This window comes from Streptomyces sp. CRCS-T-1, from assembly GCF_024442335.1.
GTDB lineage: Bacteria > Actinomycetota > Actinomycetes > Streptomycetales > Streptomycetaceae > Streptomyces > Streptomyces koelreuteriae.
Genome location: NZ_CP101651.1, coordinates 1,730,312 through 1,755,479, shown reverse-complemented (window position 1 = coordinate 1,755,479; position 25,168 = coordinate 1,730,312). Strand labels below are relative to the sequence as shown.

The 25,168-nt window shown below is 70.8% G+C and carries 15 protein-coding genes; 11 read left to right on the top strand and 4 right to left on the bottom strand.

The features are described 5' to 3' along the window. Nucleotides 1–12 precede the first annotated feature (12 nt). Complete coding sequence (locus NNW99_RS07725; RefSeq protein WP_251058080.1) at nucleotides 13–522, bottom strand: GNAT family N-acetyltransferase; 510 nt, start codon at nucleotides 520–522, stop codon at nucleotides 13–15. A 261-nt stretch (nucleotides 523–783) separates the two neighbouring features. Here NNW99_RS07725 and NNW99_RS07720 point away from each other — a divergent pair, with 261 nt between their 5' ends. Then, nucleotides 784–1,575 (top strand): N-acetyltransferase, encoded by a 792-nt coding sequence (locus NNW99_RS07720; protein WP_215117960.1) that lies wholly within the window; start codon nucleotides 784–786, stop codon nucleotides 1,573–1,575. Further along, nucleotides 1,572–1,796, top strand: coding sequence for a translation initiation factor IF-1 (gene infA, locus NNW99_RS07715; RefSeq protein WP_123099872.1), 225 nt, complete (start codon nucleotides 1,572–1,574; stop codon nucleotides 1,794–1,796). The genes NNW99_RS07720 and infA overlap by 4 nt, the downstream gene beginning before the upstream one ends. A gap of 140 nt (nucleotides 1,797–1,936) precedes the next feature. Here infA and NNW99_RS07710 read toward each other — a convergent pair whose 3' ends face one another. Further along, nucleotides 1,937–2,935, bottom strand: a complete 999-nt coding sequence (locus NNW99_RS07710; RefSeq protein WP_215117959.1) for an acetylxylan esterase — start codon at nucleotides 2,933–2,935, stop codon at nucleotides 1,937–1,939. Between the two features lie 232 nt (nucleotides 2,936–3,167). Between NNW99_RS07710 and NNW99_RS07705 the strand changes: the two genes are divergently transcribed. From NNW99_RS07705 to NNW99_RS07665, 9 genes are all read left to right on the top strand, one after another. Beyond that, nucleotides 3,168–4,160 (top strand): sugar ABC transporter permease, encoded by a 993-nt coding sequence (locus tag NNW99_RS07705; RefSeq protein WP_215117958.1) that lies wholly within the window; start codon nucleotides 3,168–3,170, stop codon nucleotides 4,158–4,160. Then, the gene (locus tag NNW99_RS07700) at nucleotides 4,154–5,026 is read left to right on the top strand and encodes a carbohydrate ABC transporter permease (RefSeq protein ID WP_215117957.1); all 873 of its coding nucleotides are present in this window, start codon (nucleotides 4,154–4,156) and stop codon (nucleotides 5,024–5,026) included. The genes NNW99_RS07705 and NNW99_RS07700 overlap by 7 nt, the downstream gene beginning before the upstream one ends. Before the next feature lie 43 nt (nucleotides 5,027–5,069). Beyond that, nucleotides 5,070–6,725: an extracellular solute-binding protein gene (locus NNW99_RS07695; RefSeq protein ID WP_215117956.1), complete on the top strand. Its 1,656-nt coding sequence runs from the start codon at nucleotides 5,070–5,072 to the stop codon at nucleotides 6,723–6,725. Beyond that, nucleotides 6,725–8,236 carry a xylan 1,4-beta-xylosidase gene (locus tag NNW99_RS07690; RefSeq protein WP_215124195.1) on the top strand — a complete coding sequence of 504 codons (1,512 nt, stop codon included), beginning with the start codon at nucleotides 6,725–6,727 and terminating at the stop codon, nucleotides 8,234–8,236. The genes NNW99_RS07695 and NNW99_RS07690 overlap by 1 nt, the downstream gene beginning before the upstream one ends. Further along, nucleotides 8,233–8,916, top strand: a complete 684-nt coding sequence (locus NNW99_RS07685) for a hypothetical protein (RefSeq protein WP_215117955.1) — start codon at nucleotides 8,233–8,235, stop codon at nucleotides 8,914–8,916. The genes NNW99_RS07690 and NNW99_RS07685 overlap by 4 nt, the downstream gene beginning before the upstream one ends. Next, nucleotides 8,913–10,919: a beta-galactosidase gene (locus tag NNW99_RS07680; RefSeq protein ID WP_215117954.1), complete on the top strand. Its 2,007-nt coding sequence runs from the start codon at nucleotides 8,913–8,915 to the stop codon at nucleotides 10,917–10,919. The genes NNW99_RS07685 and NNW99_RS07680 overlap by 4 nt, the downstream gene beginning before the upstream one ends. A 178-nt stretch (nucleotides 10,920–11,097) precedes the next feature. Then, on the top strand, nucleotides 11,098–16,611 hold the full coding sequence (locus tag NNW99_RS07675; protein WP_215117953.1) for a glutamate synthase-related protein: 5,514 nt from the start codon (nucleotides 11,098–11,100) through the stop codon (nucleotides 16,609–16,611). After that, the gene (locus NNW99_RS07670) at nucleotides 16,608–18,329 is read left to right on the top strand and encodes a sulfite reductase flavoprotein subunit alpha (protein ID WP_215117952.1); all 1,722 of its coding nucleotides are present in this window, start codon (nucleotides 16,608–16,610) and stop codon (nucleotides 18,327–18,329) included. The genes NNW99_RS07675 and NNW99_RS07670 overlap by 4 nt, the downstream gene beginning before the upstream one ends. A 2-nt stretch (nucleotides 18,330–18,331) precedes the next feature. After that, a complete protein-coding gene (locus NNW99_RS07665) occupies nucleotides 18,332–19,228 on the top strand; it encodes a hypothetical protein (protein ID WP_215117951.1) in 897 nt (298 codons plus the stop codon). A 14-nt stretch (nucleotides 19,229–19,242) separates the two neighbouring features. Here NNW99_RS07665 and NNW99_RS07660 read toward each other — a convergent pair whose 3' ends face one another. Next, nucleotides 19,243–21,222, bottom strand: coding sequence for an alpha-glucuronidase (locus tag NNW99_RS07660; protein WP_215117950.1), 1,980 nt, complete (start codon nucleotides 21,220–21,222; stop codon nucleotides 19,243–19,245). Nucleotides 21,223–21,242: 20 nt separating this feature from the next. Beyond that, nucleotides 21,243–25,046, bottom strand: coding sequence for a GH92 family glycosyl hydrolase (locus tag NNW99_RS07655; RefSeq protein WP_215117949.1), 3,804 nt, complete (start codon nucleotides 25,044–25,046; stop codon nucleotides 21,243–21,245). Between the last annotated feature and the right edge of the window lie 122 nt (nucleotides 25,047–25,168).

Sequence of the window (25,168 nt, the reverse complement as noted above, 5' to 3'; positions counted from 1 at the left end):
CGACCGGCCACGTCACAAGGGCGCCGCGTAACAGCGGACGGCCACCGTCTGGTCCGGACTCCACCGCTGCTCGACCGTGGCCATCAGCTCCCAGCCCAGCCGCTCGTACAGGGCCGTCGCCGCGGTGTCGGAGGCGACGACGTCGAGCACCGGATGCAGGCCACGATGCCGCGCCTCCTCCACTGCCCGGCCGATCAGCAGCGCTCCGATCCCATGCCCCCTCGCCTGCGGGGCAACGAACAGCCTGCTGACCACGGCGGTCATGCTCCGCGTCGCCCCGTTCCGCTCACTCCACAGCCCCGGCGCCAGATCGTCTTCGCCGCCTCGCGACAGACTCACATGCCCGACCAGACCGCCTTCGAGTCCGGCGACCCAGGAGCCCAGCAACGGACCGCCGGACAGCCACTCGCCGGGCTGATCGGGCCAGTTGACCGGATAGCCGTCGCCCGCGTGGACCGCCGCGAGGACCCGTACGCACTCCTCGACATCGCCATCGGTCCTCGGCCGGACCCGAGGGCGCACACTCTCGACAGTCACCCCGGGGCTCTTGGTGTTCACTCCCGCATGGAAACACGGGCCACACAGCCGAGGACAGCGGAAATCATTGGAACGAGGCGACGCCCCGTTGCTACGTTCGTGGTGGACCGTGAAGTCGTCGTAGGGAGGTGAGCCCCGTGAACACAGTTACCCGTGGGTGCTCCCTCAACCCGTCACGGTCCGGCGGCTGACATTCGGTGTCGCCAGGAGCGCCTGAGATCGAGGCACTCCTGGGAGGAGAAGCCGATGGACACAAAGCCTTTCGCAGCCGGCCTGGGCGGGGACGCGGTGATGATCACACGCGTCGCGGACAGGCAATGGCATGCGCTGGAAGACGATCTGGTGGTCGGTCGTGGGCATGCGCAACACCGGCCCGACGGACGCCTGTTCGTCAGTATCGACGCCTGGCATGACGCCACCTTCGACCGGCTCGCCGAGGCGATGTCGGTGGAACTGCCGGCGCCGCTGTACACGGTGGTCGACGAAGCCGACGCCGAGCTGACGGCCGGCTGGCGGCGGGCCGGGTTCACGGTCCGGCGCCGCGAGTGGGAGTACGCCGTACCGACCGACCCGCGCGTCACGGGGCTCGAAGCGGTCCTGCCGCCTCCGGGCGTGACGATCGTGCCGGCCGGTCGGGCGGACGAGCGTCTGCTGCGGGCCGTCGACCGCGCGATCCGTGACGAAGTCGAGGCGAGTGTCGGGTGGCAGTCGATGCCCGCTGAGGTCATGGCCCGCCCCGAGGGCGACACCATCGTCGACCCGGCGATGTACGCGGTGGCCGCGGCGGCGGACCGCTACCTGGGGCTGATCCGGGTGGTCAGGGTGATCCGGCCCCGCATCGGGCTGCTCGCGGTCCGGGCCGGAGAGCAGCGCCGCGGCATCGCGCGGGCGCTGCTGGCCCACGCGTTGGGGACGCTGCACCGCTCCGGATGCGCCGAGGCGTGGACCGAGGTCGACGAGTCCAACCGGGCGGCCTCGGCGCTGTTCGAGGGCATCGGCGCCCGGCCGATGAGCAGCAACCTGGAGCTGGTGCGATGACGAGGAACAAGAACGTCATCGAAGTCGAGGGCAAGGTCGTCGAGTGCCTGCGCAGCGCCATGTTCACCGTGGAACTCGAGAACGGCCATCGGGTGCTCGCGCACATCAGCGGGAAGATCCGCAAGAACTACATCAAAATCATGCTGGAGGACCGGGTGCTGGTGGAACTCCCGCCGTACGACCTGACGCGCGGCCGGATCGTGTTCCGCTACCGGAACTAGCGGCGGTCGGCACCCTCCGAGGCAACTGATCCTGAGGCCCCGGTCACGGCGTTCCCGTGGCCGGGGTCCCGATGGTGGTTCACATGCTGCGGCGGACACGGCACCGGCCGGTCGCCCACAGCTATGACCCGAGCCGCGCCCTACGAAGCACCATCCCCGAGCACCCCGGCCACCCAGGTCAGTTGGCGCCGTACATGCACCGCGTCCCCACCCTCGTGCCCGTTGAACGGATAGGCGTGGATCTCCTTCACCGGGTCCGCCCCCGCCGACTCCCCGTAGACATTGAAGGCCCCGTACGCCCCACTCGGCGGACAGACCGTGTCCCGCAACCCCACGCCGAAGTGGGCGGCGGCCGAGGCCCGGCGGGCGAAGGAGACGCCCTCCATGTACGACAGCGTGCGGTACGCCTCTCGCTCGGCGCCCCGGTGGACGGACAGATACGCGGCGATCTCCCCGTACGGCCCCGCGTCCGTGAGGTCCAGGGCCCGTCGGATGCCGCACAGCAGGGGAGCGGTGACCAGCAGCGCCGCCAGATCGGGGACGAGTCCCGCGACGGCCAACGCCACCCCGCCGCCCTGGCTGTTGCCGGCCGCGACGGTCCGCCCGGCATCCACGCCGGGCAGCGCCCGCACCGCCGAGACCGCCCGCACGGCGTCGGTGATCAGGCGTCGGTAGTGGTAGTCCTCGGGGGTGAGCAGCCCGCGCACGGCAGGCCCGGGCCCGCCCGGCGCCCCGGCGTGCGGATCGGGGGTGTCGCCACCGCAGCCGTACTGGTCGCCCTGGCCGCGGTTGTCCATGAGCAGATGCGCGTACCCGGCGTTCACCCACGTCAGGCGCTCATGCGGAAGCCCGCGCCCGCGCCCGTACCCGGCGAACTCGACCACGGCGGGCAGGGGTTCGTCGACCCCGGCGGGTCGGCTGAACCACGCCCGCACCGGGTCGCCCGCGAAACCCCGGAACGTCACGTCCCAGGTCCGGGTCAGCCGTAGCCCCGTCTCCACCGGCCGCACCGACACCAGGGGATCGGTCTGCCCGGCCTCCTTCAACGTGCTCAGCCAGAACGCGTCGAAGTCGGCGGGCTCCGCCAAGTCCGGGCGGTGGCGCTGCAGTTCCGTCAGCGGCAGGTCGAACGCGGGCACGGCGGCACCTCGCAGGAGTCGGTGGGCATCCAGAAACTTGCGACGGACAACGGGCGGTAGATCTCCGGGGTCTACCCACCTTCGACGCGATTCCAACGCGACACGGACGCCCCACCTGACTGCCGCAGCACCCATTGACAGCGCTTTCTGCTGCCCTTAGGTTGCCGCGAAGTTACCGGTAAGAGCTCGAAAGTTTCGGTTCCGCGTCCCTTGCCCATGGGAGGCCCGAGCAATGAGCACGTCCACCACATCGGCCCCGCCGGGCACCGAGGACTCGCCTCCGGCCAGAGCCGCACCCCGCCGCCGTGGACGGGCACCCGCCCGCACCGGCTGGCGGCGGGCGCTGCGCCGTGACTGGCAGTTGTACTCACTGGCGGTCCTGCCGCTGCTGTTCTTCCTGGTCTTCCGCTATCTGCCGATGATCGGCAACGTGATCGCCTTCCGCCGCTTCGAGCCCGGAGGGTCGATCTTCGGCGAGGACTGGGTGGGGCTGCGCTATGTGGAGATGTTCCTCAGCGACCCCACCTTCTGGCAGGTGTTCCGCAACACGCTGTGGATCGGCGGGCTCACCCTGCTGTTCTGCTTCCCGGTGCCGATCGTGCTGGCGCTGCTGCTCAACGAGGTGCGCCGGCGTTCCCTGAAGCGGTTCGTGCAGTCGGTGTCGTACCTTCCGCACTTCCTGTCGATCGTGATCGTCGCGGGCATCACGATGCAGATGCTGGCCAGTGACGGCCCCGTCAACCACGTCCTCGGCTGGCTGGGGCACGAACCGGTCCGCTTCATCCAGGAGCCCGAGTGGTTCCGCACCATCTACGTCGGCTCGGAGATCTGGCAGACCGCCGGCTGGGGCACGATCCTCTACCTCGCCGCGCTCACCACGATCGACGAGGACCTGTACGAGGCGGCGCGCATCGACGGTGCCAACCGCTGGCAGCAGATCTGGCACGTCACCCTGCCCGGCATCCGGCCCACCATGGTCACGCTGCTGATCCTCAACATCGGCACGTTCATGGTGGTCGGCTTCGAGAAGGTGCTGCTGCTGTACAACCCGCTGACGTATCCGACCGCCGACGTGATCTCGACGTACGTCTACCGGTCCGGGGTGGAGTCCAACAGCTTCAGTTACGCCGCGGCCATCGGGCTCTTCGAGGCGATCATCGGCCTGGTCCTCATCACGTCCGCCAACCAGCTCTCGCGTCGCACAGTGGGGACGAGCCTGTGGTGAAGCCGAGTCGCTCCTACCGGGTCTTCCAGGGCGTCAACGGGGTGGTCCTCACCCTGGTCGTGCTGGTGACGCTCTATCCCTTCACCAACATCCTCGCGCGGTCCTTCAGCGGGGAGCGGCAGATCCGGGCCGGTGAGGTGACGCTGCTGCCCAAGGGGTTCAACCTCACCACGTACAAGATCGTGTTCCAGGACGAGATGTTCTGGCGGAACTACGGCAACACCGTGCTGTACACGGTCGTCGCGACGGCCGTGGCCATGGTGCTGACGACGTGTTACGCCTATGTGCTGTCGAAGAAGAACCTCAAGGGCCGGGGCGTGCTCGTCGGGGTCGCCGTGTTCACCATGTTCTTCACCGGCGGCCTGATCCCGAACTACATCCTGGTCACCAGCCTCGGCCTGAAGAACAGTGTCTGGGCGATCGCCCTGCCGAACGCGATCAGCGTCTTCAACCTCCTGGTGATGAAGGCCTTCTTCGAGAATCTGCCGACCGAGCTGGAGGAGGCCGCGCAGATCGACGGCCTGAGCACCTACGGCACCCTGTTCAGGATCGTGCTGCCGCTGTCCAAGGCGGTCGTGGCGACCATGGTGCTCTTCTACTCGGTGTCCTTCTGGAACTCCTGGTTCAGCGCGTTCCTGTACATGGACCGAACCGATCTGATGCCGGTCACCGTCTACCTCCGCAACCTCATCCAGGGCGCCACGGGCGGCGGCAACGCGGGCGCGGGCACCGAGCAGCTCAGCCAGGTCGCCGCGAACATCCAGTCGGTGACCATCGTCCTCACCGCCCTGCCGATCCTCTGCGTGTACCCCTTCGTCCAGCGCTACTTCGTCTCGGGCGTGATGCTCGGCGCGGTCAAGGGCTGACGCCGCCTCCTCCTCAACTCGCTTACGGAACAAAGGAGTCTCCGTGCAGAACGCAGGACAGCTCTCGCGGCGCCAGATCCTCGCCGCCGCCGGTTTCATCGGGCTCGCCACGGTCACCGGCTGCGGCAGCGGCGAGGACGGGGGCGACTCCAAGGACCTCTCCAAGAAGCGGAACGGCGCGATGAAGAACTACCGCGCCGGCCAGCAGTTCAAGGCGGCCGAGCCGCTGTCCTTCTCCGTTCTGCACAACAACAACCCGGTGTACCCGATGAAGGACGGCTGGCTGTTCTGGAAGGAGCTCACCAAGCGCACCGGGGTCACCCTCAAGCCGGTCGACGTCCCGCTGGCCGACTACGAGAAGAAGCGCAGTGTCCTCATCGGGGCCGGGGACGCCCCGTTCCTCATCCCGAAGACGTACCACCCCTCGGAGGTCGCCTTCGTCTCCTCGGGCGCGGTCCTCGCGGTCAGCGAGTACGTCGATCTGATGCCCAACTTCCGCGACAAGGTGCGCAAGTGGAAGCTGGAGCCCGAGCTCGACTCGATCCGTCAGTCCGACGGCAAGTACTACCTGCTGCCCGGCCTGCACGAGAAGGCCAAGTCCGGCTACTCGCTGTCCTTCCGCACGGACGTCCTCGACAAGCACGGGCTGAGCCTGCCCACCACCTGGGACGAGGTGTACGACGTCCTCAAGGCGCTCAAGGGGGAGTACCCCGGCAAGTACCCCTTCTCCGACCGCTGGAGCACCAACACCCCGTTCCCCTGCGGCGCCCTGTTCAGCTATCTGGGCCAGGCGTTCGGCGTCAAGGCCGGTTGGACGTACGACAACATCAGCTTCGACCACAAGGCGGGGAAGTACGTCTTCACCGGCGCCCGGGACTCCTACCGCCAGATGGTGGAGTATCTGCGCAAGCTCGTCGCCGAGAAGCTCATGGACCCCGAGAGCTTCAGCCAGACCGACGACCAGGCCGTGCAGAAGCTCCTCGCCGAGAAGACCTACGTGATGAGCGCCAACCCCCAGGAGCTGGTGCAGAACTATCGCTACAACCTTCAGAAGCAGGTCAAGGGCGCGAAGATCGAGATGGTCCCGGTGCCCCTCGGGCCCGCCGGTCCGGTGGTGCTGGGCGGCAGCCGCCTGGAGAACGGGGTGATGGTCTCCAGCAAGGCCCTCAAGAGCGACAGCTTCGTCGCGATGATGCAGTTCCTCGACTGGCTCTGGTACTCGGACGAGGGCCAGAAGTTCTGCAAGTGGGGTGTCGAGGGCGTCACCTACACCGGCTCCGGCGGCGGCTACGAGCTGAAGCCCGGCATCTCCCTCATGGGCTCCGACCCGGACGCCCCGAAGGACCTCCAGAAGGACTACGGCTTCTTCAACGGCGTCTTCACCTACGGCGGCAGCTGGGACCTGGTCTCCTCCTCGTTCAGCCCGGACGAGGAGAAGTTCCAGGACGCCATGGCCCAGCGCGAGCAGCTGCCCATCGACCCGGCCCACCCGCTCCAGTCCTTCGAGCAGGAACAGGCGACCCTCTGGGACACCCCCCTCAAGGACACCGTCATCCAGAACACCCTCCAGTTCGTGCTCGGCAAGCGGCCGATGTCCCAGTGGAACGCGTACCTCTCCGAGCTGAAGTCGAAGAACATGCAGCAGCTCGTCGACCTGCACAACAAGGCGTACGAGCGGTTCAAGAAGGAGAACGGGTGATCCTCCGCGTCCCCGATACGCCGAGCGGCCGGCTGACCGACGCCTGGCGGCACTGCGTCGGCACCGGCCGTCTCGAACTCGCCCTGCGCGCCGACTACCAGGAGTCGCTGAGAGTCCTGCGGCGCGACATCGGCTTCCGGTACATCCGGGGCCACGGCCTGCTCAGCGACGGCATGGCGGTGCACCGGCCCTACGAATGGCAGGGCCGCCGGCACGTCCGGCACTCCTTCACCCACGTCGACCAGGTCCTCGACGCCTACCTCGGCCTCGGTATCCGTCCCTTCCTCGAACTCGGCTTCATGCCGGGCGAGCTGGCCTCGGGCGAGCAGACCGTGTTCTGGTGGCGCGGCAACGTCACCCCGCCTCGCTCGCACCAGGAGTGGGCCGACCTGGTCCGCGCCCTCCTCACGCATCTCGTCGACCGCTACGGCCTCGACGAGGTCCGCACCTGGCCCGTCGAGGTGTGGAACGAGCCCAATCTGCCCGACTTCTGGCAGGACGCCGACGAGAAGGCCTACCACCGGCTGTACGAGGTGACCGCGCACGCCGTGAAGGAGGTGGACGCCGGGATCCAGGTCGGCGGTCCGGCGATCTCGCCCGGCGCGGACGAGTGGCTGGAGCGGTTCGCCGAGTTCACCGACCGCCATGACGTGCCGCTGAACTTCGTCTCCCGGCACGCCTACACCTCCGGCCCCGCCCAGCACGTGCCGTTCGGCGTCCACCAGACCCTGGGACCGGCGTCCGGCCTGCTCGACCAGTTCGCCACGCCGAGACGGCAGCTGGAAGGGACCCGGTACGCCGGACTCCCGGTGCACATCACCGAGTTCAACTCCTCCTACCGGCCGGACAATCCGGTGCACGACACCGCCTTCCACGCCGCTTACCTCGCCCCAGTCGTGGCGAACGGCGGCGAGCACGCCGACTCCTTCTCGTACTGGACGTTCAGCGACGTCTTCGAGGAGGCCGGGGTGCCGACCGCGCTGTTCCACGGCGGGTTCGGGCTCCTCACCCACCGGCAGGTGCGCAAGCCGACGTACCACCTCTACGCGTTCATGGCCCGGCTGGGACCCGACGTGCTCGCGCGCGGCGACGACCACCTGGTCACCCGGCACCACGACGGCCGGGTCACCGTCCTGGCCTGGGCACCCGTCGACCCGACCGGCGAGACCCCCGGCCCCGACCGGCACACCCTGCGCCTGTCCCTGCCGGTGCGCGGAGGCGAGGTCTTCGTCCGCCGTTCCTCCGTGGACGAGGAGCGGGGCAACGCGTACACGGCCTGGCGGCACCTGGGCAGCCCGGCCTCCCCGAAACCCGGGCAGCTCGACGTCCTGCACGAGGCCGCCGAGCCCGCGCGCACCCACCGGCGTCTGACCACCGAGGACGGCCGCGTCGACCTCCCGCTCACCCTGAGCCGCCACGAGGTCACCCTGGTCGAGCTCACGCCCGTCGTGGACGAGACGCCGCCCTGGTGGGACGAGCGGCGCCTGCTCGGCCGGGAGGTGACGGCATGAGCACCGTCCGCGCCTCCGACTTCGGCACCGGCGCCCTCTCCCGTGCCGCCGCCCTGATCCACACCGTCCTGACCGTCGAGGCGCTGCTGCTCCTCACCGCCTCCCCGGGCCTGGCGGGCCTGCTCCTGCTCGGCCCCGACCCGGCGGGCCTCCCGCTCGCGGCCCTGTGCCTGCTGCCCCTCGGACCGGCCCTGTCCGCCGCGCTCTACGCCCTCCACCACCGCAGCCGCGACCTCACCGCGCTGCGTCCGGCCCGCGCCTTCCTGCGCGGCTGGCGGCTCAACGCCGTACCGGCCCTGAAGCTGTGGACGCCCCTGCTGGCCTGGCTGACGGTCATCGCCTTCACCCTCACCCACTTCTCCGCGACGGGCCTGCCCGGCTGGTGGGCGCTGCTGCTCGCGGCGATCGGAGCGGGCGCCCTCCTCTGGGGCGCGCACGCCCTCGTCCTCACCTCGCTGTTCACCTTCCGCGCCCGGGACACCGCCCGCCTCGCCGGGTACTTCCTGTTCCGGCACGGCCGAGCCACCCTCGCCGCGGCCTCCCTGCTGATCCTGACGGCCGCCCTGACCGCGTGGCTGACCGAGGCCCTGCCCGCCCTGCTGGCCGCCCCGCTGCTGCTGTCCCTGCTGCACGGCAGCCGCACGGTGATCACCGAGACCCAGGAGGAGTTCACCGCATGAGCGCGCCCCGCACCCCGAAGATCCCCTACGGCGGCGACTACAACCCCGAGCAGTGGCCCGAGGGCGTCTGGGACGACGACCACCGCCTGTTCACCCGGGCCGGCATCGACACGCTCACCGTCGGCGTCTTCACCTGGTCCCTCACCCAACCGGCCCCGGACACCTACGACTTCACGGTCCTGGACCGCGTTCTCGACCGGGCCGCCGCCGAAGGCCGGCAGGTCTGCCTGGCCACCGGTACCGCCGCCCTCCCGCCCTGGCTCGCCAAGCGGCACCCCGAGGTCAACCGCACCGACTTCGAGGGCCGCCGCCACCGCTACGGCCAGCGCCACAACTTCTGCCCCAGCTCACCGGCGTACCGCGAGCACGCCACCGCGATGGCCTCCCGCCTCGCCGAACGGTACGCGCACCACCCGGCCCTGCTCGCCTGGCACATCAACAACGAGTACGGCGGCGTCTGTTACTGCGAGCTGTGCGCCGAGGCGTTCCGGGCGTGGCTGCGCGACCGGCACGGCACCCTCGACGCCCTCAACGACGCCTGGTGGACCACCTTCTGGTCGCACCGCTACACCGACTGGGACCAGATCGAGCCGCCGAACGCCCTCACCGAGCACTGGCGCGGCCCCAACCACACCGCGTTTCAGGGCATCACCCTCGACTACTTCCGCTTCACCACCGACGCCCTCCTCGGCTGCTTCCTCGCCGAGAAGGAGGTGATCCGCGCCCACGACCCCGACACACCCGTCACCACCAACTTCATGGGCACCTTTCGCCCCCTCGACTACCACCGCTGGGCGCCCCACCTCGACTTCGCCTCCTGGGACAGCTACCCGCCCCTCGACGCCCCGCCGACCCGGCCCGCCCTCGCCCACGACCTGATGCGCGGGCTGAAGGACGGCGCCCCCTTCTGGCTGATGGAGCACACGCCGTCCACCACCGCCTGCCGCGACGTCAACCCGCTCCGGCGCCCCGGCGAACTGCGCCTCGCCACCTTCCAGGCCCTCGCCCACGGCGCCGACGCCGCCCTCTACTTCCAGATGCGCGCGTCACGGGGCGCCTGCGAGAAGTACCACGGGGCGGTCATCGGCCACGCGGGTCGCGACGACACCCGTGTCTTCCGCGAAGTCGCCGAACTGGGAGGGGAGTTGGGGATCCTGGGCAACCGGACCCTCGGCGCCCGCACCCCGGCCCGCACCGCCCTGCTCTTCGACTGGGACAGCTGGTGGGCCCTGGAGATCTCCGACGGACCGTCCCGGCTGGTCAAGTACCCGGACGTGGTCCACGCCTACTACCGGGCCGCCCGCGAGGCCGGCGCCGACGTGGACGTCATCCCGCAGACAGCCGACCTCACGCCCTACGACGTGGTCCTCGCGCCCGCCCTGTACGTGGTCAAGGGTGACCTCGCCACCCGCCTCGAAGCTGTGGCGGCACGCGGCGGCACGGTCCTGGCCACCTTCCTCTCCGGCCGCGTCGACGCACACGACCGCGCCTTCCTCACCGACGTCCCCGGCCCGCTCGCCCCCCTCATGGGCGTCCGCGTCGACGAATGGGACGCCCGCCCGCCGGAGTTCACCCAGACCGTCCCCGAGCTGGCGGCCGAGGCCCGGCTCGTCTTCGAGATCGTGCTCCCGCGCGGCGCCGAACCGGTCGCCACCTACGGCACCGACTTCTACGCGGGCACCCCGGCCGTGACCCGCAACCGCTTCGGCGACGGCGAGGGCTGGTACGTCGCCACCGCCCTCGACCAGCCGGGCGTCGACACAGTCGTCCGCCGGATCCTGGCCCGCCACGACCTGCTCGGCCCCTACGCCGACCACCCGGCGGTCGAGACGGCCACCCGGGTCGCCCCCGACGGCACCCGCCTGCTCTTCCTCCTCAACCACGCCCCCGAACCGGCCCGTCTCACCGCCCACTCCACCGCCACCGACCTGCTCACCGGCAAGCGCGTGGACCAGGGCGAACCCCTGGTCCTCGACCCCCTGGGCGTGGCGATCCTTCATTGATGCACACTTGCCCAATAACTTAGGTAAGCCTTACCGTGATCCATCGCACCACTCAGGGCACGGCCGTCCCACCGGTCCGCCCGCGGCGAGCGCTTCAGCGACGCAGCCTGGCCGTTCCTCCCCAGTGCCTCCAGGCGCTGGGAGGTACCCCCAGCCGGCACACGCTCACAGGACCCGCATGCCTCACTCCCCCTTCGGTCTGTACGACCCTGCCCGCGACCACAGCGACTGCGGCGTCGGATTCATCACCCGCCTCGACGGGACGCCGAGCCATGACGTCATCCGCAAGGGCGACGAAGCGCTCTGCGCCATCCCGCACCGCGGCGGCGCCTCCGCCGAGGGCGTGGGGGACGGCGCGGGAGTGAGCGTCGATCTGTCGGTGGAGTTCTTCGGCGCGATCACCGGCGAGAGCCTGCGGGCCGGCCACTTCGGTGTCGCCAACTGCTTCGTGCCGACCGACGCCGGCCGCCGCGGCGACGCCGTGGACCTCGTCGGCCGGTGCCTCGCCGAGCAGGGCTTCGAGACGCTGCTCGTCCGGGACGTCCCCGTCGACCACTCCGTGGCCAGGCCCGCCGCCGAGCGCGACCAACTGCCCCTGGTGCAGTGGGTGTTCCGTGCCCCGGACGCCTGGCGTCGCGCCGACGTCGACGCCGCCGCGAACCGCGCCCTGCTCGCGATCGAGTCCGTCGCCTACGCCGACGACGACACATACGCCGGGCTGTACCCGCTGTCGCTGAGCGCGCGCACCCAGGTGCTCAAGGGGCGGCTCAACTCGGGGGAGGTCATCGGGTACTTCCGTGACCTGTGCGACCCGCAGCACGCCGTCCGGACGCTGTACTTCCACACCCGGTTCTCCACGAACACCGAACCGCACCCGACCATGGCGCAGCCGTTCCGCCTGATGGCGCACAACGGCGAGCTGAACACCGACCGCAAGAACCGGCTCTCCGACGAGGCCCTCGCCCGGGCCCGCACCCGGAGCATCGTGCGTCCGCCCGGGCAGTCCGACTCCAGCCGGCTCGACCAGACCCTGCAGAGCCGGGTGTTCGACGACGGTCTGGACCTCGTCGAGGCGGTCGTGTCGCTGATGCCGCCCGCGTGGGAGAACGACCGCACCCTGCCCTCCGCCGTCCGCGACATGCTGGAGTACTACTCGCTGTACGAGGAGAAGAACGACGGCCCGGCCGCCGTGATCTTCAGCGACGGCGATGTCGTCGGTGCCCGACTCGACCGGCTCGGGCTGCGTCCGCTGCGGACCGTCGAGACCGCCGAGTACCTGATGGTGGCCTCGGAGGCCGGGCAGGTCGCCTTCCCTGACGAGGAGGTCGTGCACCGGGGCCGTATCGAGGCCGGCGGCATGCTCGTCTTCGACCACCGCACCGGCCGCCGGATGCGCACCCGGGACGTCCTCGACGCGCTCGCCGCGCGCCGGCCGTACTCCGAACTGCTCGCCGCGGCCCGGGAGAACCTCGACGACCTGCCCGCCCCCGGCTACGACCGCGGCACGACGACGCTCGGGTACGACGGCGACCTCACCCTCGCCGGGCGGTACGTGGCGTACTCGCTGAACCAGGAGAGCTTCCGGTTCATGCTCGACCCGATGCTCGCCGACGGGTCGGAGCGGATCTCCGCGATGGGCTACGGCAACGCCATCAACGCGCTCAGCGACACCGAGGGCGGCATGGCCAAGTACTTCTCGCAGCGCTTCGCCCAGGTCACCAACCCGCCGCTGGACAGCATCCGCGAGGCCGACGGCATGAGCATGCGGGTCGCGCTCGGCCCGAAGCCCGACGGCACCGGCAGCACCGGCTGCCGGCAGCTCGTGGTGTCCTCGCCGGTGCTCGGGCACCTCGACATGGTCCGGCTGCGCGACCAGCGGACCGTGCCGCTGGAGCGGTTCGACATGCTCTACGAGCCGGTGGCCGGGGACGAGACGGCGAACGCCGACGCGCTGCGGTCGGCGCTGCACAGGCTCTGCGACGACGTCGAGCGGTTCGCCGCCGAGCGGGGCGGCATCGCGCTCCTCACCGACCGGGCCGTGTCCTCCACGCGGGCTCCGCTGCCGGTGATCCTCGCCGTCGCGGCCGTCAACCAGCGGCTCATCGAGACCGGGCTGCGGCTGCGCGTCTCGCTCGTGGCGGAGAGCGGCCAGCTGGCCTCGTCGCACCATGTCGCGACCGCGCTCGGCTTCGGCGCCTCCGCCGTCTACAGCCTCTCCGCCCGGCTGCGCGCCGAGGAGAAGTACCCGAGCGCACCGGCCCCCGCGGGCGAGGTCACCGAGACGGACCGCGCGCTCGCGAGGTTCCGCAAGGCCGCCGAGAAGTCCCTCGCGAAGACGATGGGCCGGGTCGGGCTGTGCACCGCCGAGAGCTACATCGGGGGCGCGTTCTTCGAGCCGAACTACCTCGACACCCGCGACGACGTGTTCGCACGGGTCTTCCCCTACATGGATGCCCCGGTCGGCGGTGTCGGGTTCGCGCGGATCGCGCAGGCCGCGACGGACTGGCACGAACGGGCCCGTACGGTCGGGAGCGAGCAGCAGGTGCCCCTGCTCGGGCTGTTCAAGGAGCGGTCGGACGGCGCCGGGCACTCGTTCGGTGTCTCCGCGGTGCGCGGCTTCGGCGGGATGACCGAGGAGAAGCCGGAGTTCGGCAGGGAGGGCGACCCGGACGCGCTGCGTCTGCTCACGCTCGGACGCCTCGACGACGCCTTCGGCATCACCGACGCCGCCTACCGGAACACCGGCTACGACCGGCTGAGCGACGCCGAGATCGACGCGTTCCGGATCACGCCCGGGTACCGCGCCTTCCTGCGGACCACGCACGAGGAGCGCTCCCGCCGCCCCTCCGCGCTGCGTGACGTGCTCGCCCTGCCGGCCGACGTCACCGGGCTGCGTACGCCGGAGGACTTCGCGCGCGAGCTGGGCCGGTTCTCGACGAGCGGCAACGCGAGCGTCACCGTCCGCGGGGTCACGGCGACCGCCGTGGACCCGGCCACCTTCCGGCTGTGTCTGGCCGGAGACGGCGAGCGCCACGCCGCCCTCGCCGAAGGCCTCGCCCTCGCGCACCCCGGCGAGGTCGAGACGCTCTCCGTGACCGCCGAGGGCGTGGACGTCACCGCCACCGGCACCGCCGCCCGGCTCCTCGCCCTCCTGGACCACGCCCCCGACAGCGTCCCGCTCGACGAGGTGCAGCCGGCGCACGAGATCACCCGCTCCCTCGCCTCCGGCGCGATGAGCCACGGGGCGCTCGTGGCGACCGCGCACGAGGCCGTCGCGCACGGCACGAACATGGTCGGCGCGATGTCCAACAGCGGTGAGGGCGGCGAGCACCACACCCGGTACGGCACCGTCCGGGGCTCCCGGATCAAGCAGTTCGCGTCGGGCCGGTTCGGCATCTGGGCGGGCTATCTCGCCGACCCGATGCTGGAGGAACTCGAGATCAAGATCGGGCAGGGCGCCAAGCCCGGCGAGGGCGGGCAGCTGCCCGCGCCGAAGGTGACGGTGGACATCGCCGCCGCGCGGGGCGGCACCCCCGGCATCGAGCTGATCTCCCCGCCCCCGCACCACGACACCTACTCCATCGAGGACCTCGCCCAGCTCATCCACGACTGCAAGGCCGCCCGGGTCAGGGTCATCGTGAAGCTGGTGTCCTCGGAAGGCATCGGCACCATCGCGGTCGGTGTCGCCAAGGCCGGCGCGGACGTCATCAACATCGCCGGGAACACCGGCGGCACGGGAGCCGCCGCCGTCACGAGCCTGAAGTACGCGGGGCGTTCGGCGGAGATCGGCGTCGCCGAGGTGCACCAGGCGCTGGTCGCCAACGGCCTGCGGCAGAAGGTCGTGCTCCGGTGTTCGGGCGCGCACCAGACCGGGGGCGACGTCGTCACCTCCGCGCTGCTCGGGGCCGACAGCTTCGAGTTCGGTACGACCGCGCTGATGATGCTCGGCTGCGTCATGGCGAAGAACTGCAACGTGAAGTGCCCCGCCGGGCTCACCACCAACGCCGAGGCCTTCGAGGGCGACCCGCGCGCCCTCGCGCAGTACCTGCTCAACATCGCACACGACGTCCGGCAGATCCTCGCCCGCCTCGGGCTGCGGTCCCTGCGGGAGGCCCGGGGGCGTACGGACCTGCTGCAGCTCCTCGACCACCCGGCGAGCGTCGGGCGCCTGGACGTCCGCCGGCTGCTGGCCCGCGCGGCGGAGAAGGTCGTCGCGGAACCGGAATACCTGGAGAAGGACTTCAGCACCGACGACGCCATGATCGAGCGCGTGCGGGAGGCACTCGTCGACCGGCGCGAGCCGTCCCTGCTCGTCGAGGGCGTCCGCCTCGGCAACAGCGACAAGTCGGTCGGCGGGCAGCTCTCCATCGACGTGGAGCGGCTCCTCAACCACGGCGGCCTCACAGCGGATGCCCCCGCCGTCATCACCGACGACCGCGGCCGCCACCGCCTCGTCGACGACGCCGTCCGCATCCGCACCACCGGATCGGCCGGCCAGTCGTACGGTGTGTTCTGCAACGACGGCATCACCCTGGAACACACCGGCACCGCCAACGACGGCGTCGGCAAGAGCCAGAGCGGTGGCCGGATCGTCGTCCGCGCCCCGGGCGGCGGCGCCGCCGAACGCGGCGGCAACGTACTGGTCGGGAACTTCGCGTTGTTCGGTGCGACCGGCGGCCGGACGTTCGTGCAGGGCGAGGCCGGTGACCGGTTCGCCGTGCGCAACTCCGGCGCCACGGCCGTCGTCGAGGGCCTCGGCGACTTCGGCTGCGAGTACATGACCGGCGGCACCGTGCTCAACCTCGGCGGCTTCGGCAAGGGCCTGGGCAACGGCATGAGCGGCGGGTTCCTCTACCAGTACGACCCGTCGGGCGCACTGCGCGACCGGGTGAGCGCCGACTCGCTGCTGGTGTTCCCGGTGACCGACACCGGGCACGGCGCCTTCCACGAGGCGGCCGTACGGCTGCTGCTGGAGTGGCATCTCCAAGCCACCGGATCGCCGCTCGCGGCACGGCTGCTGGAGAACTGGGAGAGCGAACGGCGGCACGTGTACTGCGGGATGCCCCGCGCGCTGCTCCTCTACCAGGACGCCGGCGAGATCCTCGCCGCCGCGACCCGCTCCGAGCTGCTCGACGAGCTGGCCGGCTCGATCGCGACCGACAAGCTCCGCGCGTTCAAGGTCGACTACCGCGACCGCCGCACCGTGCTCGGCGGCCGGGCCCCCGCCTTCGGCGACCAGGGCAGCGACGACATGTTCTCGCTGCTGTCGTCGTACACGGTGCTCGGCGTCGCGCAGGACCTCGCGCTGAAGCGGGTGCCGGGGGCGAGTGGCCCCGACGATCCGCGGGTCGCCGAGGCGGTCCGGAACCTGGTGCTGACCGAGGACTTCTTCGTCAAGCAGCGGGTCGTGAAGTACCTGCGCGGCACGCTGGAGCGGTTCGACGACGGCGAACTCGCCACGCTCATCGCCATCAAGCGCCTCGACGACTACAAGCGCGCGCTGCGGCAGCGCAACAACCTCAGCGTGGACGCCCCCGGCACCTACGGCTGGATCATCCACCAGACCACCAAGAACGCGGGCCGGGTCCGTGCCGCCCGGTTCGACGAACTGCTCGCGACCGCGGCACTCGACGACATCGCCGCACGCCACACCCACATTCCGCAGGCCCCGACCGAGGCGGTGACCGCATGACCCTCATGCCCCCGAGCGGCTCCCTCATCCCGGCCGACGCGCCCTTCTCCGCCCAGCAGGAGTCCTGGCTCGCCGGGTTCATCGCCGGTATCGCCGCCGCCGGACGCCGGGACAGCGCCGGCGCCGACGCGCCCGCGGCCACGATCGACGTGCTGATCGGCACCCAGACCGGCAACGCCGAGCTGGTGGCCGGCGACGTGGTCGCCGGTGCCCGTGCGCGCGGCTTGGGCGGGCGGGCCACCGCGCTCGACGACGTCACGCCCGAGGCGCTCGCCGCCATGTCCCATGTGATCGTGGTGACGTCGACCTACGGCGAGGGCGAGATGCCCGACAACGCCGGGCTGTTCTGGGAGGCGTTGCAGTCCGACACGGTCCCGCGCCTCGAAGGCGTGCGCTACTCGGTGCTCGGCCTCGGCGACCGTGGCTACGACGACTTCTGCCAGGCCGCGAAGCTCATCGACACCCGGCTGGAGCAGCTCGGGGCGACCCGGCTGCATGAACGCGTCGACTGCGACGTGGACTTCGAGGAGCCCGCAGCGGAGTGGACGGCGGCGGTGCTCGACCTGGTCGCCGCCGAGACCGGCGCGAAGGGCACGGGGAGCGGCGCCGCGGAGGCACCGAAGAAGCCCCGCTCCCAGTGGAACAAGCGCACCCCCTACCGGTCCCGGCTCGCCACGAATCGGCTCCTGTCCGCGCCGCACAGTGCGAAGGAGATCCGCCACTACGAGTTCGACCTCGGCGACAGCGGCATCACGTACGAGGCGGGCGACGCCCTGGCCGTCGTACCGCTGAACGATCCCGCACTGGTGGGGGAGTTGCTGGCGCACCTCGGTGCGGCCGGCGACGAGGCGACCGCCGAACTCCTGCGCACGGAACGGGAGATCCGCACCCCGTCGAAGGAGCTGATCGCCGATCTCGTCGAGCGTGCCCCGTCGAGCGAACTCGCCTCGGTCGTCGCGCACGGCGACCGGTCCGACCTCGACTCCTGGCTCTGGGGCCGGGATGTGCTCGACCTGCTCCGGGACGCCGGTCCGGCCGCACCGGGCCTCGCCGAACTGCTGCCGTTCCTGCGGCCGTTGCAGGCCCGCCAGTACTCGATCTCGTCGAGCCCGCTCGCCCACCCGGGCAGCGTCCACCTCACGATCGCGTCCGTGCGGTACGACAGGTACGAGGGCGTGGCGTCGACGTATCTGGCGGACCGGGTCGGCGCGGACTCGACCGTGGGCATCTACCTCCAGCCGAACGCCTCCTTCAGCGTCCCGGCCGACGACGATGCCCCCATGGTCATGATCGGCCCCGGCACGGGCATCGCCCCCTTCCGCGGCTTCCTCCACGAGCGGGCCGCGCGCGGCGCCTCCGGACGGAACTGGCTGTTCTTCGGCGACCGGAACCGCGAGACGGACTTCGTGTACCAGGACGAGCTGACCGAGCTCCAGCAGCGCGGTGTGCTCACCGAGCTGGATCTGGCGTTCTCACGCGACCAGGCCGAGAAGGTCTATGTGCAGACGCGGATGCGGGAGCGGTCGCGCGAGCTCTACGCGTGGCTGGAGGAGGGCGCACACGTCTACGTCTGCGGTGACGCCTCCCGGATGGCGAAGGACGTCGAGAAGGCCCTGCTGGCCGTCGTCGCCGAGCAGCGCCGACGCGGCGGTGACGACGCCGCCGAGTACCTGGCGAACCTGCGCCGGGCCAAGCGCTACGTACGGGACGTGTACTGAGCATGACGGACCACCAAGGGTGCGCCTTCGAAGGGTGCTGCGGCCGGCGCAGGCGCAGTGGGCGGCTGATCGACGCCCGGATGCCGGAGCTGGCACGCTGCCTGACGCTCTTCCGGTACGTCCAGGCGGTCACCGGGGGACCGGTCGCCCGGATCGACCAGGCCGGCAGCTACGCGGTCCCGAGCCTGCGCGGGGACGCGTTCGGCGTGCCCCCGGGCAAGATCGCGCTGCGCATCGACAGCGCCGGGGTCGCCTCGGCCGTCGTCGCGCGGGACGAGGACACGGTGGCGCTGCGACTGCTGGACGCGCGGGGCCGGACCGTGCACCAGGGGCGGCTGCTGTCGGAAGGAGACCGGCTGCTGGCCGGCCTCGCGGGCACCGTCGACGCCGGTTCCCCGGCCGCCGCCCCACCTGCCCCGGCCTCCGGGGCACCGGCCTGGGAGAACGGCGACCAGCTCGCCCAGCTCGACACGATCCTCGCGGACGGCGGCGTCGCCAGACGCCGCTCCTTCCACCGGTACCGCGGCGAACACCGGCCGATCGACACCGGCGTGGTCGCCGCCGTCCTCGACCACGTCTGCTCCGTCGGGCTGCCGATCGGTGTCGCGGTGTTCGCCCCGGCGGCGATGCAGGCCTGCGGCGGCCGGGTGCACGTCACCGACCGGACCGTGGGCGGGCGGGTGTTCGCGGCGGTCGCGGACAGCTCGGTGGAGATCGACCTCGCGCGCGTCCGCGCCTGCCACCTCGTCCGCTCCACGGCCGCGCACGGCCCGACCTCGGCACTCGAACTCGACGACGAGGACGGCCGCTGCGTCGCGGTCATCACCCAGTTCGGCATCGTCGGGGAGCAGGTCCACGGGGCGTGGGAGCACCTCACGGCGTCACTCCCCGACGCCTGACGTGCCGCGCGAGGTCAAGGGTGGACGCGCCGCCCCCGCTCGTCCGGCACCCCGGACTTGCGGAAGAAGTAGCTGTTGATCTGGTCGCGCCACTCGCGGGCACTACGGAGCTGCTCCTCGTAACGCTCCGCCACCCGCGTGTGGCGCACCGGATCCACCAGCCCGGCCAGCGAGGCCCATAGCTCCCGGGCCTCCTCGACCTCCGCCACGCCCTCGAAGTGCGTGTCGTAGATGTGCTGGATCACCGTCTTGCCGCTGTGCAGGGTGTGGCCGTACGACACGTGGTGGAAGAACAGCAGCAGCTCGTCGGGGCAGGTGTCCGGCGACTCGTAGAGCTCGGCCCACGGCTTGGCGTACTGCCCGGCGTACCCGGTGCCGGTCGCCACGCTGCGGTCGACGCCGATGCCGTCCCGGTCGGCGAAGTGGTACGTCCCCCAGGGGCTGTACTCGTAGCCGTCCACGCTCGGCCCGTAGTGATGCCCCGGCTGCACCATGAAGCCCACGCCGAGGGGAGCGGTGTACTTCTCGTACGTCCGCCACGAGCCGTCGAACACGGCGTGCAGCCCGGCCTCGGGCCCCGGTCCGAAGGTGAGCCCGATCCACTCGTCGAGCACCTCTCCCGGCTCGGCGTCCGGCCGCCAGGCCAGCCGCCCGAAGGTGTAGAGGTTCGCTTGGGCGAGGGGATGCCCGGTCCAGAACGGGTCGTCGCCGGCGTTGGACACGGCGATCAGCCCGCCCCGCGTCAACTCGCCGACGGAAGACCCCTGTTCAGCCGGGAAGCGCAGCACCTCGCTCCACATCGGCCCCAGCCAGCACACATGCCGCTGCTGCCCGGTGTACTCCTGGGTGACCTGCAGCTCCACCGCCAGCCGGGTGCCGGGCATCGCCCCGATCAGCGGCGAGACCGGCTCGCGCACCTGGAAGTCGATCGGCCCGTGCTTCACCTGGAGCACGGCGTTGTCGGCGAACGCCCCGTCCAGCGGCACGAAGTGGTCGTACGCGGCCCGGGCCCGGTCCGTCCCCCGGTCCCGCCAGTCCTGGCAGTGGTCGTAGACGAACGCCCTCCAGTGCACGGTGCCGCCGTACGGCTCCAGTGCGGCGGCCAGCAGGTTGGCCCCGTCGGCGTGGCTGCGGCCGTAGGCGAACGGCCCGGGCTGGCCCTCCGAGTCGGCCTTCACCACGTACCCGCCGAAGTCGGGGATCGCCTCGTACACCGCTCCCGTGGCCTCGGCCCACCAGCCGCGCACGCCCTCGTCCAGCGGGTCGGCCGTGGGCAGCCCGCCGAGCAGCACCGGCGCGGCGAAGGACACGGACAGGTGGGTGCGGATCCCGTAGGGCTGCAGCGCCTCGGCGATCGCGGCGACCTCGCCGATCCGGTCGGTCAGCAGATGCGCCTCGGTCTCGTGGACATTGACGTTGTTGACGGCGACCGCGTTGATCCCGCACGCCGCCAGCAGCCTCCCGTAGGCCCGCACCCGCTCCAGGTCCCCGCGCGCCCGCCCGTCCTCCCAGAACAGCGAGCCGCCCGCGTACCCGCGCTCCACCTGGCCCATGACCGGGTGCACGGCGACGTTGTCCCAGTGGTCGAGCATGCGCAGGGCGAGAGCGGGGTGATGTCTCTCCCGCTCCCGCTCGCCCGTGAACGCCGCCTCCCCGAGCCGTACGACATGGAACAGGCCGTAGAGCAGCCCGCGTCCGCCGGAGGCGGTGACGGCCGTCGTGCCGCCCTGCCGGGCGAGCGTGAAGTCCTCGTCGCCGAGGTCATGGACGCCGAGGTCGAGGACCAGGTCGTACGCGCCGCCCTCCGGCTCGGCGTCGCGCACGACCCGGCCCCCGAACCGTCGGCAGGCCTCCGCCACCTCCCCGTGCACCGTCTCCACCAGCGGACCCGATCCACGGATCAGCGTCCGACCGCTGCCCACCGCCCGGAAGGCGGCGGGCGGCAGCCAGGCCGGGTCGACACCCTCGGGCAGGACGGGCACGGGAAGCGGCATGAGACCCCCAACTCGATTGCTCAGGAGAGCAGTTCGACCTCCGCCAGGGTGCCCTCGCCGTCGAGGACCAGGCGGTATTTCTCGTACGTACCCGGTGACCTCACCGTGAACGCGCGGGTCTGCCTGTCCCAGGCGAAGGACTCGTCGGAGCGCCGGTCCAGCGTCCGCCAGGTCTCGCCGTCGGAAGAGCCCTGGAGCGTCCAGCCGGCCGGTGCCTTCGCCCGGTCCGACGACGACGTCAGCGTGTACTGGACCGCCTCGGCGCCCTCCGGGACCGGAAGATCCACGGACGTCACCGCCGCGTCCGTCGCCGACGTGTCGTCGAACAGGGCACCCTCGCCCTTCAGCACGTCCGCGCGGGGCGTCGGCACCTCGTCGTCCCGGGTGATCGACACGGGCTGGGCGTGCTTGCCCGTGCCCCAGGACGACGGCCGCGGGCCCATGTCGAACTCCAGGACACCGCCCTCGGCGACGACCGAGTGCGGCAGGGAGGTCTTGGACCAGGTCCGGCCGTTGACCTTCAGCCCCTGCACATACACGTTCCTCGCGCTGTTCCGGGGCGCCTTCACCACCAGCTCGCGCCCGTTCTCCAGATGCACGGTCGCCTTCGTGAACAGCGGTGAGCCGATCGCGTACTCGCCGCTGCCCATCACCAGCGGATAGAAGCCGAGCGCGGAGAACAGGTACCAGGCCGACTGCTCGCCGTTGTCCTCGTCACCGTGGTAGCCCTGGCCGATCTCGCTGCCCGTGTACAGACGGGACAGCACCTCGCGGACGTTCTTCTGCGCCTTCCAGGGCTGCCCGGCCGCGTCGTACATGTAGATCGCGTGATGGGCGACCTGGTTGGAGTGCCCGTACATGCCCATCCGCACATCCCGCGCCTCGGTCATCTCGTGGATGACACCGCCGTAGGAGCCGACGAACTCGGGGGAGGCGGTCTCCGGCGTGGAGAAGTAGGTGTCGAGCTTGTCTCCCAGCCCCTTCCGGCCGCCGTACAGATTCGCCAGACCCCGGCTGTCCTGAGGGGCGGTAAAGGCGTATCCGTACCCGTTTGTCTCGGTGTAGTCGTGGCCCCAGACCCGCGGGTCGTACTTCGAGGACTCGACCCGCCAGTCGCCCTTCGCGTCCTTGCCCTGGAAGAAACCGGCCTTCGGGTCGAAGAGGTTCACATAGTCCTGGGCGCGGTCGCGGAAGTACTCCGACTCCTCCTTGTAGCGCCGCTCGCCGGTCTCCTCGTAGAGCTTCCGGCCCAAACGGGAGATGCCGTAGTCATTGAGGTAGCCCTCCAGCGCCCACGACAGGCCCTCGTGCGTCTCGGTGCTGGTGTAGCCGAGGAAGGGGGAGGTGGTCATGCCCTTGCGGCCGACGCCCGGGTTCGGGGGGACGACTGTCGCGTTCTTCACGGCCGCGTCGTAGGCCGCCTTCGCGTCGAAGTCGACGCCCTTCACGTACGCGTCTGCGAACGCCACGTCCGAGGACGTGCCCGTCATGAGGTCCGCGTAGCCGGGGGAGGACCAGCGCGAGGTCCAGCCGCCGTCCTTGTACTGCTGCACGAACCCGTCGACCAGCTCACCGGCCCGGGACGGAGTCAGGAACGAGTACGCCGGCCAGGTCGTCCGGTAGGTGTCCCAGAAGCCGTTGTTGACGTACACCTCGCCGTCGACGATCTTCGCGCCGGTGTGGGTCGGGGTGTCCGGGTTCGGCATGGGGGAGAAGGGCGAGGCGTACTGGTGCTTCCCGCCGACCTTCTCGAAACCGGAGTTCGGGTACAGGTACAGCCGGTAGAGGCTGGAGTACAGCGTCGTCAGCTGGTCCGGTGTCGCGCCCTCGACCTCGACCTTGCCGAGCAGCCGGTCCCACTGCCGCTGGGCGCTCTTCTTGACGGCCTCGAAGGACGTGCCGTCGGGGATCTCCTGGCGGAGGTTGTCCTTCGCCTGTTCGAGGCTGATCAGCGAGGTCGCCAGACGCAGGGTGACGGTCCGGTCGTCGGCCTTGAAGCGCAGATGGCCCTTCACTCCGGACGACGAGCCCTCGGTCACCGGCTTGTCGAACGTGCCGTAGACGAACAGCCGGGTCGCGCCCGTCGACAGCCCGGACTTCACGTCCGAGTAGCCGGTGACGATCCCGTTCTCCTTGTCGAGGGTCAGGCCCGCCTGGTCGGTGACATTGTCGAAGAGGACGCTCGCGTCGTCGCCGGGGTAGGTGAAGCGCAGGGCCGCCGCGTGGTCGGTCGGCGCCATCTCGGCCTTCAGCCCGTTCTCGAACCGCACCCCGTAGTAGTACGGCCGCGCCGTCTCGTTCTCGTGCCGGAAGGCCAGCTCCCGGGCCTCCCGGCCGAGGTCGGGGGTGCCGGTGGCGAGGGACGGCATCACCTGGAAGGTCTGCCGGTCGCCCATCCAGGGGCTCGGCTCATGGCTCGCGCTGAACGCCTGGATCGTCGGCAGGTTGTCCGCGTTGTTCCCGCGTGCGTAGTCGTACAGCCAGCTCAGCGAGCCCGCGTTGGTCACCGGCGTCCAGAAGTTGAAGCCGTGCGGCACCGCCGTCGCCGGGAAGTTGTTGCCCCGCGAGAAGCCGCCGCTGGAGTTGGTGCCGCGGGTCGTCACCGCGTAGTCCGACAGATGCGCCTTCGGGCGCTCGGGGGCGACGGAGTCCAGGGTCACGTCGTCCAGCCAGCCCCGGAACTTCGCCGGGCCCTTGGGCGAGTCGTACGCCACCAGGATCCGGTCCACGGTCTTCCCGGCCGCCACCGACCCGATCCGCGAGGCCACGTTGTTCCACTGGTTGACGTAGAGGATCTTCGCCTCGCCCTGCCCGCGCGGGGTGAGCGGGAAGCCGTGCTGGTCGGTGGCGCGCAGCTCGCTCAGCCGGGTGCCGTCGGTGAAGGCGAGGTCGACGGAGACGTTCGTCGCGTCGTAGTCGAGGTCGCCGTCCGCCATCGACGGGAAGATCCGGTAGGACAGCTCGGTGTTCCGGCCGACGGCCACGTTCACGTCGAAGACCTTGTTGTACGAGTAGGCCCGCCCCTCGGCGGTGTGCCGGCCGGCGTAGCGCAGGGCCCGTTTCCCGGTGAACCCGGCGCCCGCCTTGGCGGTGGGGGAGCCGCTCGGGCCGCGGTCGACGAGGGAGAGCATGTCCTGCGGCACGGGCCCTTCGCCGCCGCCCGTGGAGAGCTGGAGGTCGGCGAGCTGGAGGATGTCGCCGCCGTTGTTGCCGGTGATGTCGAGCCGGAAGTGCCGGTACTCGGCCGGGGCGGGCTCCGCGATGTCGTACGTCTTCGTCTGGAAGCGCTCGGAGAAGGACTCGCCGGAGCGGGAGTCGAGGGTCTTCCAGTCCTTGCCGTCGGCGGAGCCCTTCAGGGTCCAGGCCTTCGGGTCGCGCTCGCCGTGGTCGTTGGCCGACGTCAGTGCGTAACGCACCAGTTTGACTGGTTTGTCCAGGTCGAACTCGGCCCAGCCCGTGGGCTCGAAGGTGAGCCACTTGGTGCTCGGCTCGCCGTCGACGAGATTCTCCTTCACCTCACCCCCGCCCGTGTTCTCGGCGCTGGCCCGGACGTCGGTGACATGGTCGGTCACATTGCCCGGTATGCCGCTGCTGTAGCCGCCGTCGACGCCGGAGGCCCTCTTGCTGCCGTCGGGCGCCGTGTCGACGGTGTTCAACCAGTCCGGAACCGGGTCGTCCGGCTCGAACGAGGAGGCGAACCTCCGGTCGGGGGTCTCGGGGGCTTCGGGCAGTGCGACCGCAACGCCCTGTGAGCTCAGGGCCAAAGTGAAGGCGGTCGCCGACACGACCGCCGAACCCCATCTGTGCCGAGCTTTCCGCTGCATCAACGGGTACCCTCCCTGCGCAGTGGACAACGTTGTCAGCTTCGATGCGCAAGGACCAGTAGTTGCCCAAGTGCCGGGGAGTGTCAAGGGTGTTGGTTGTGGCATTCGAGGGCGCCGACCGG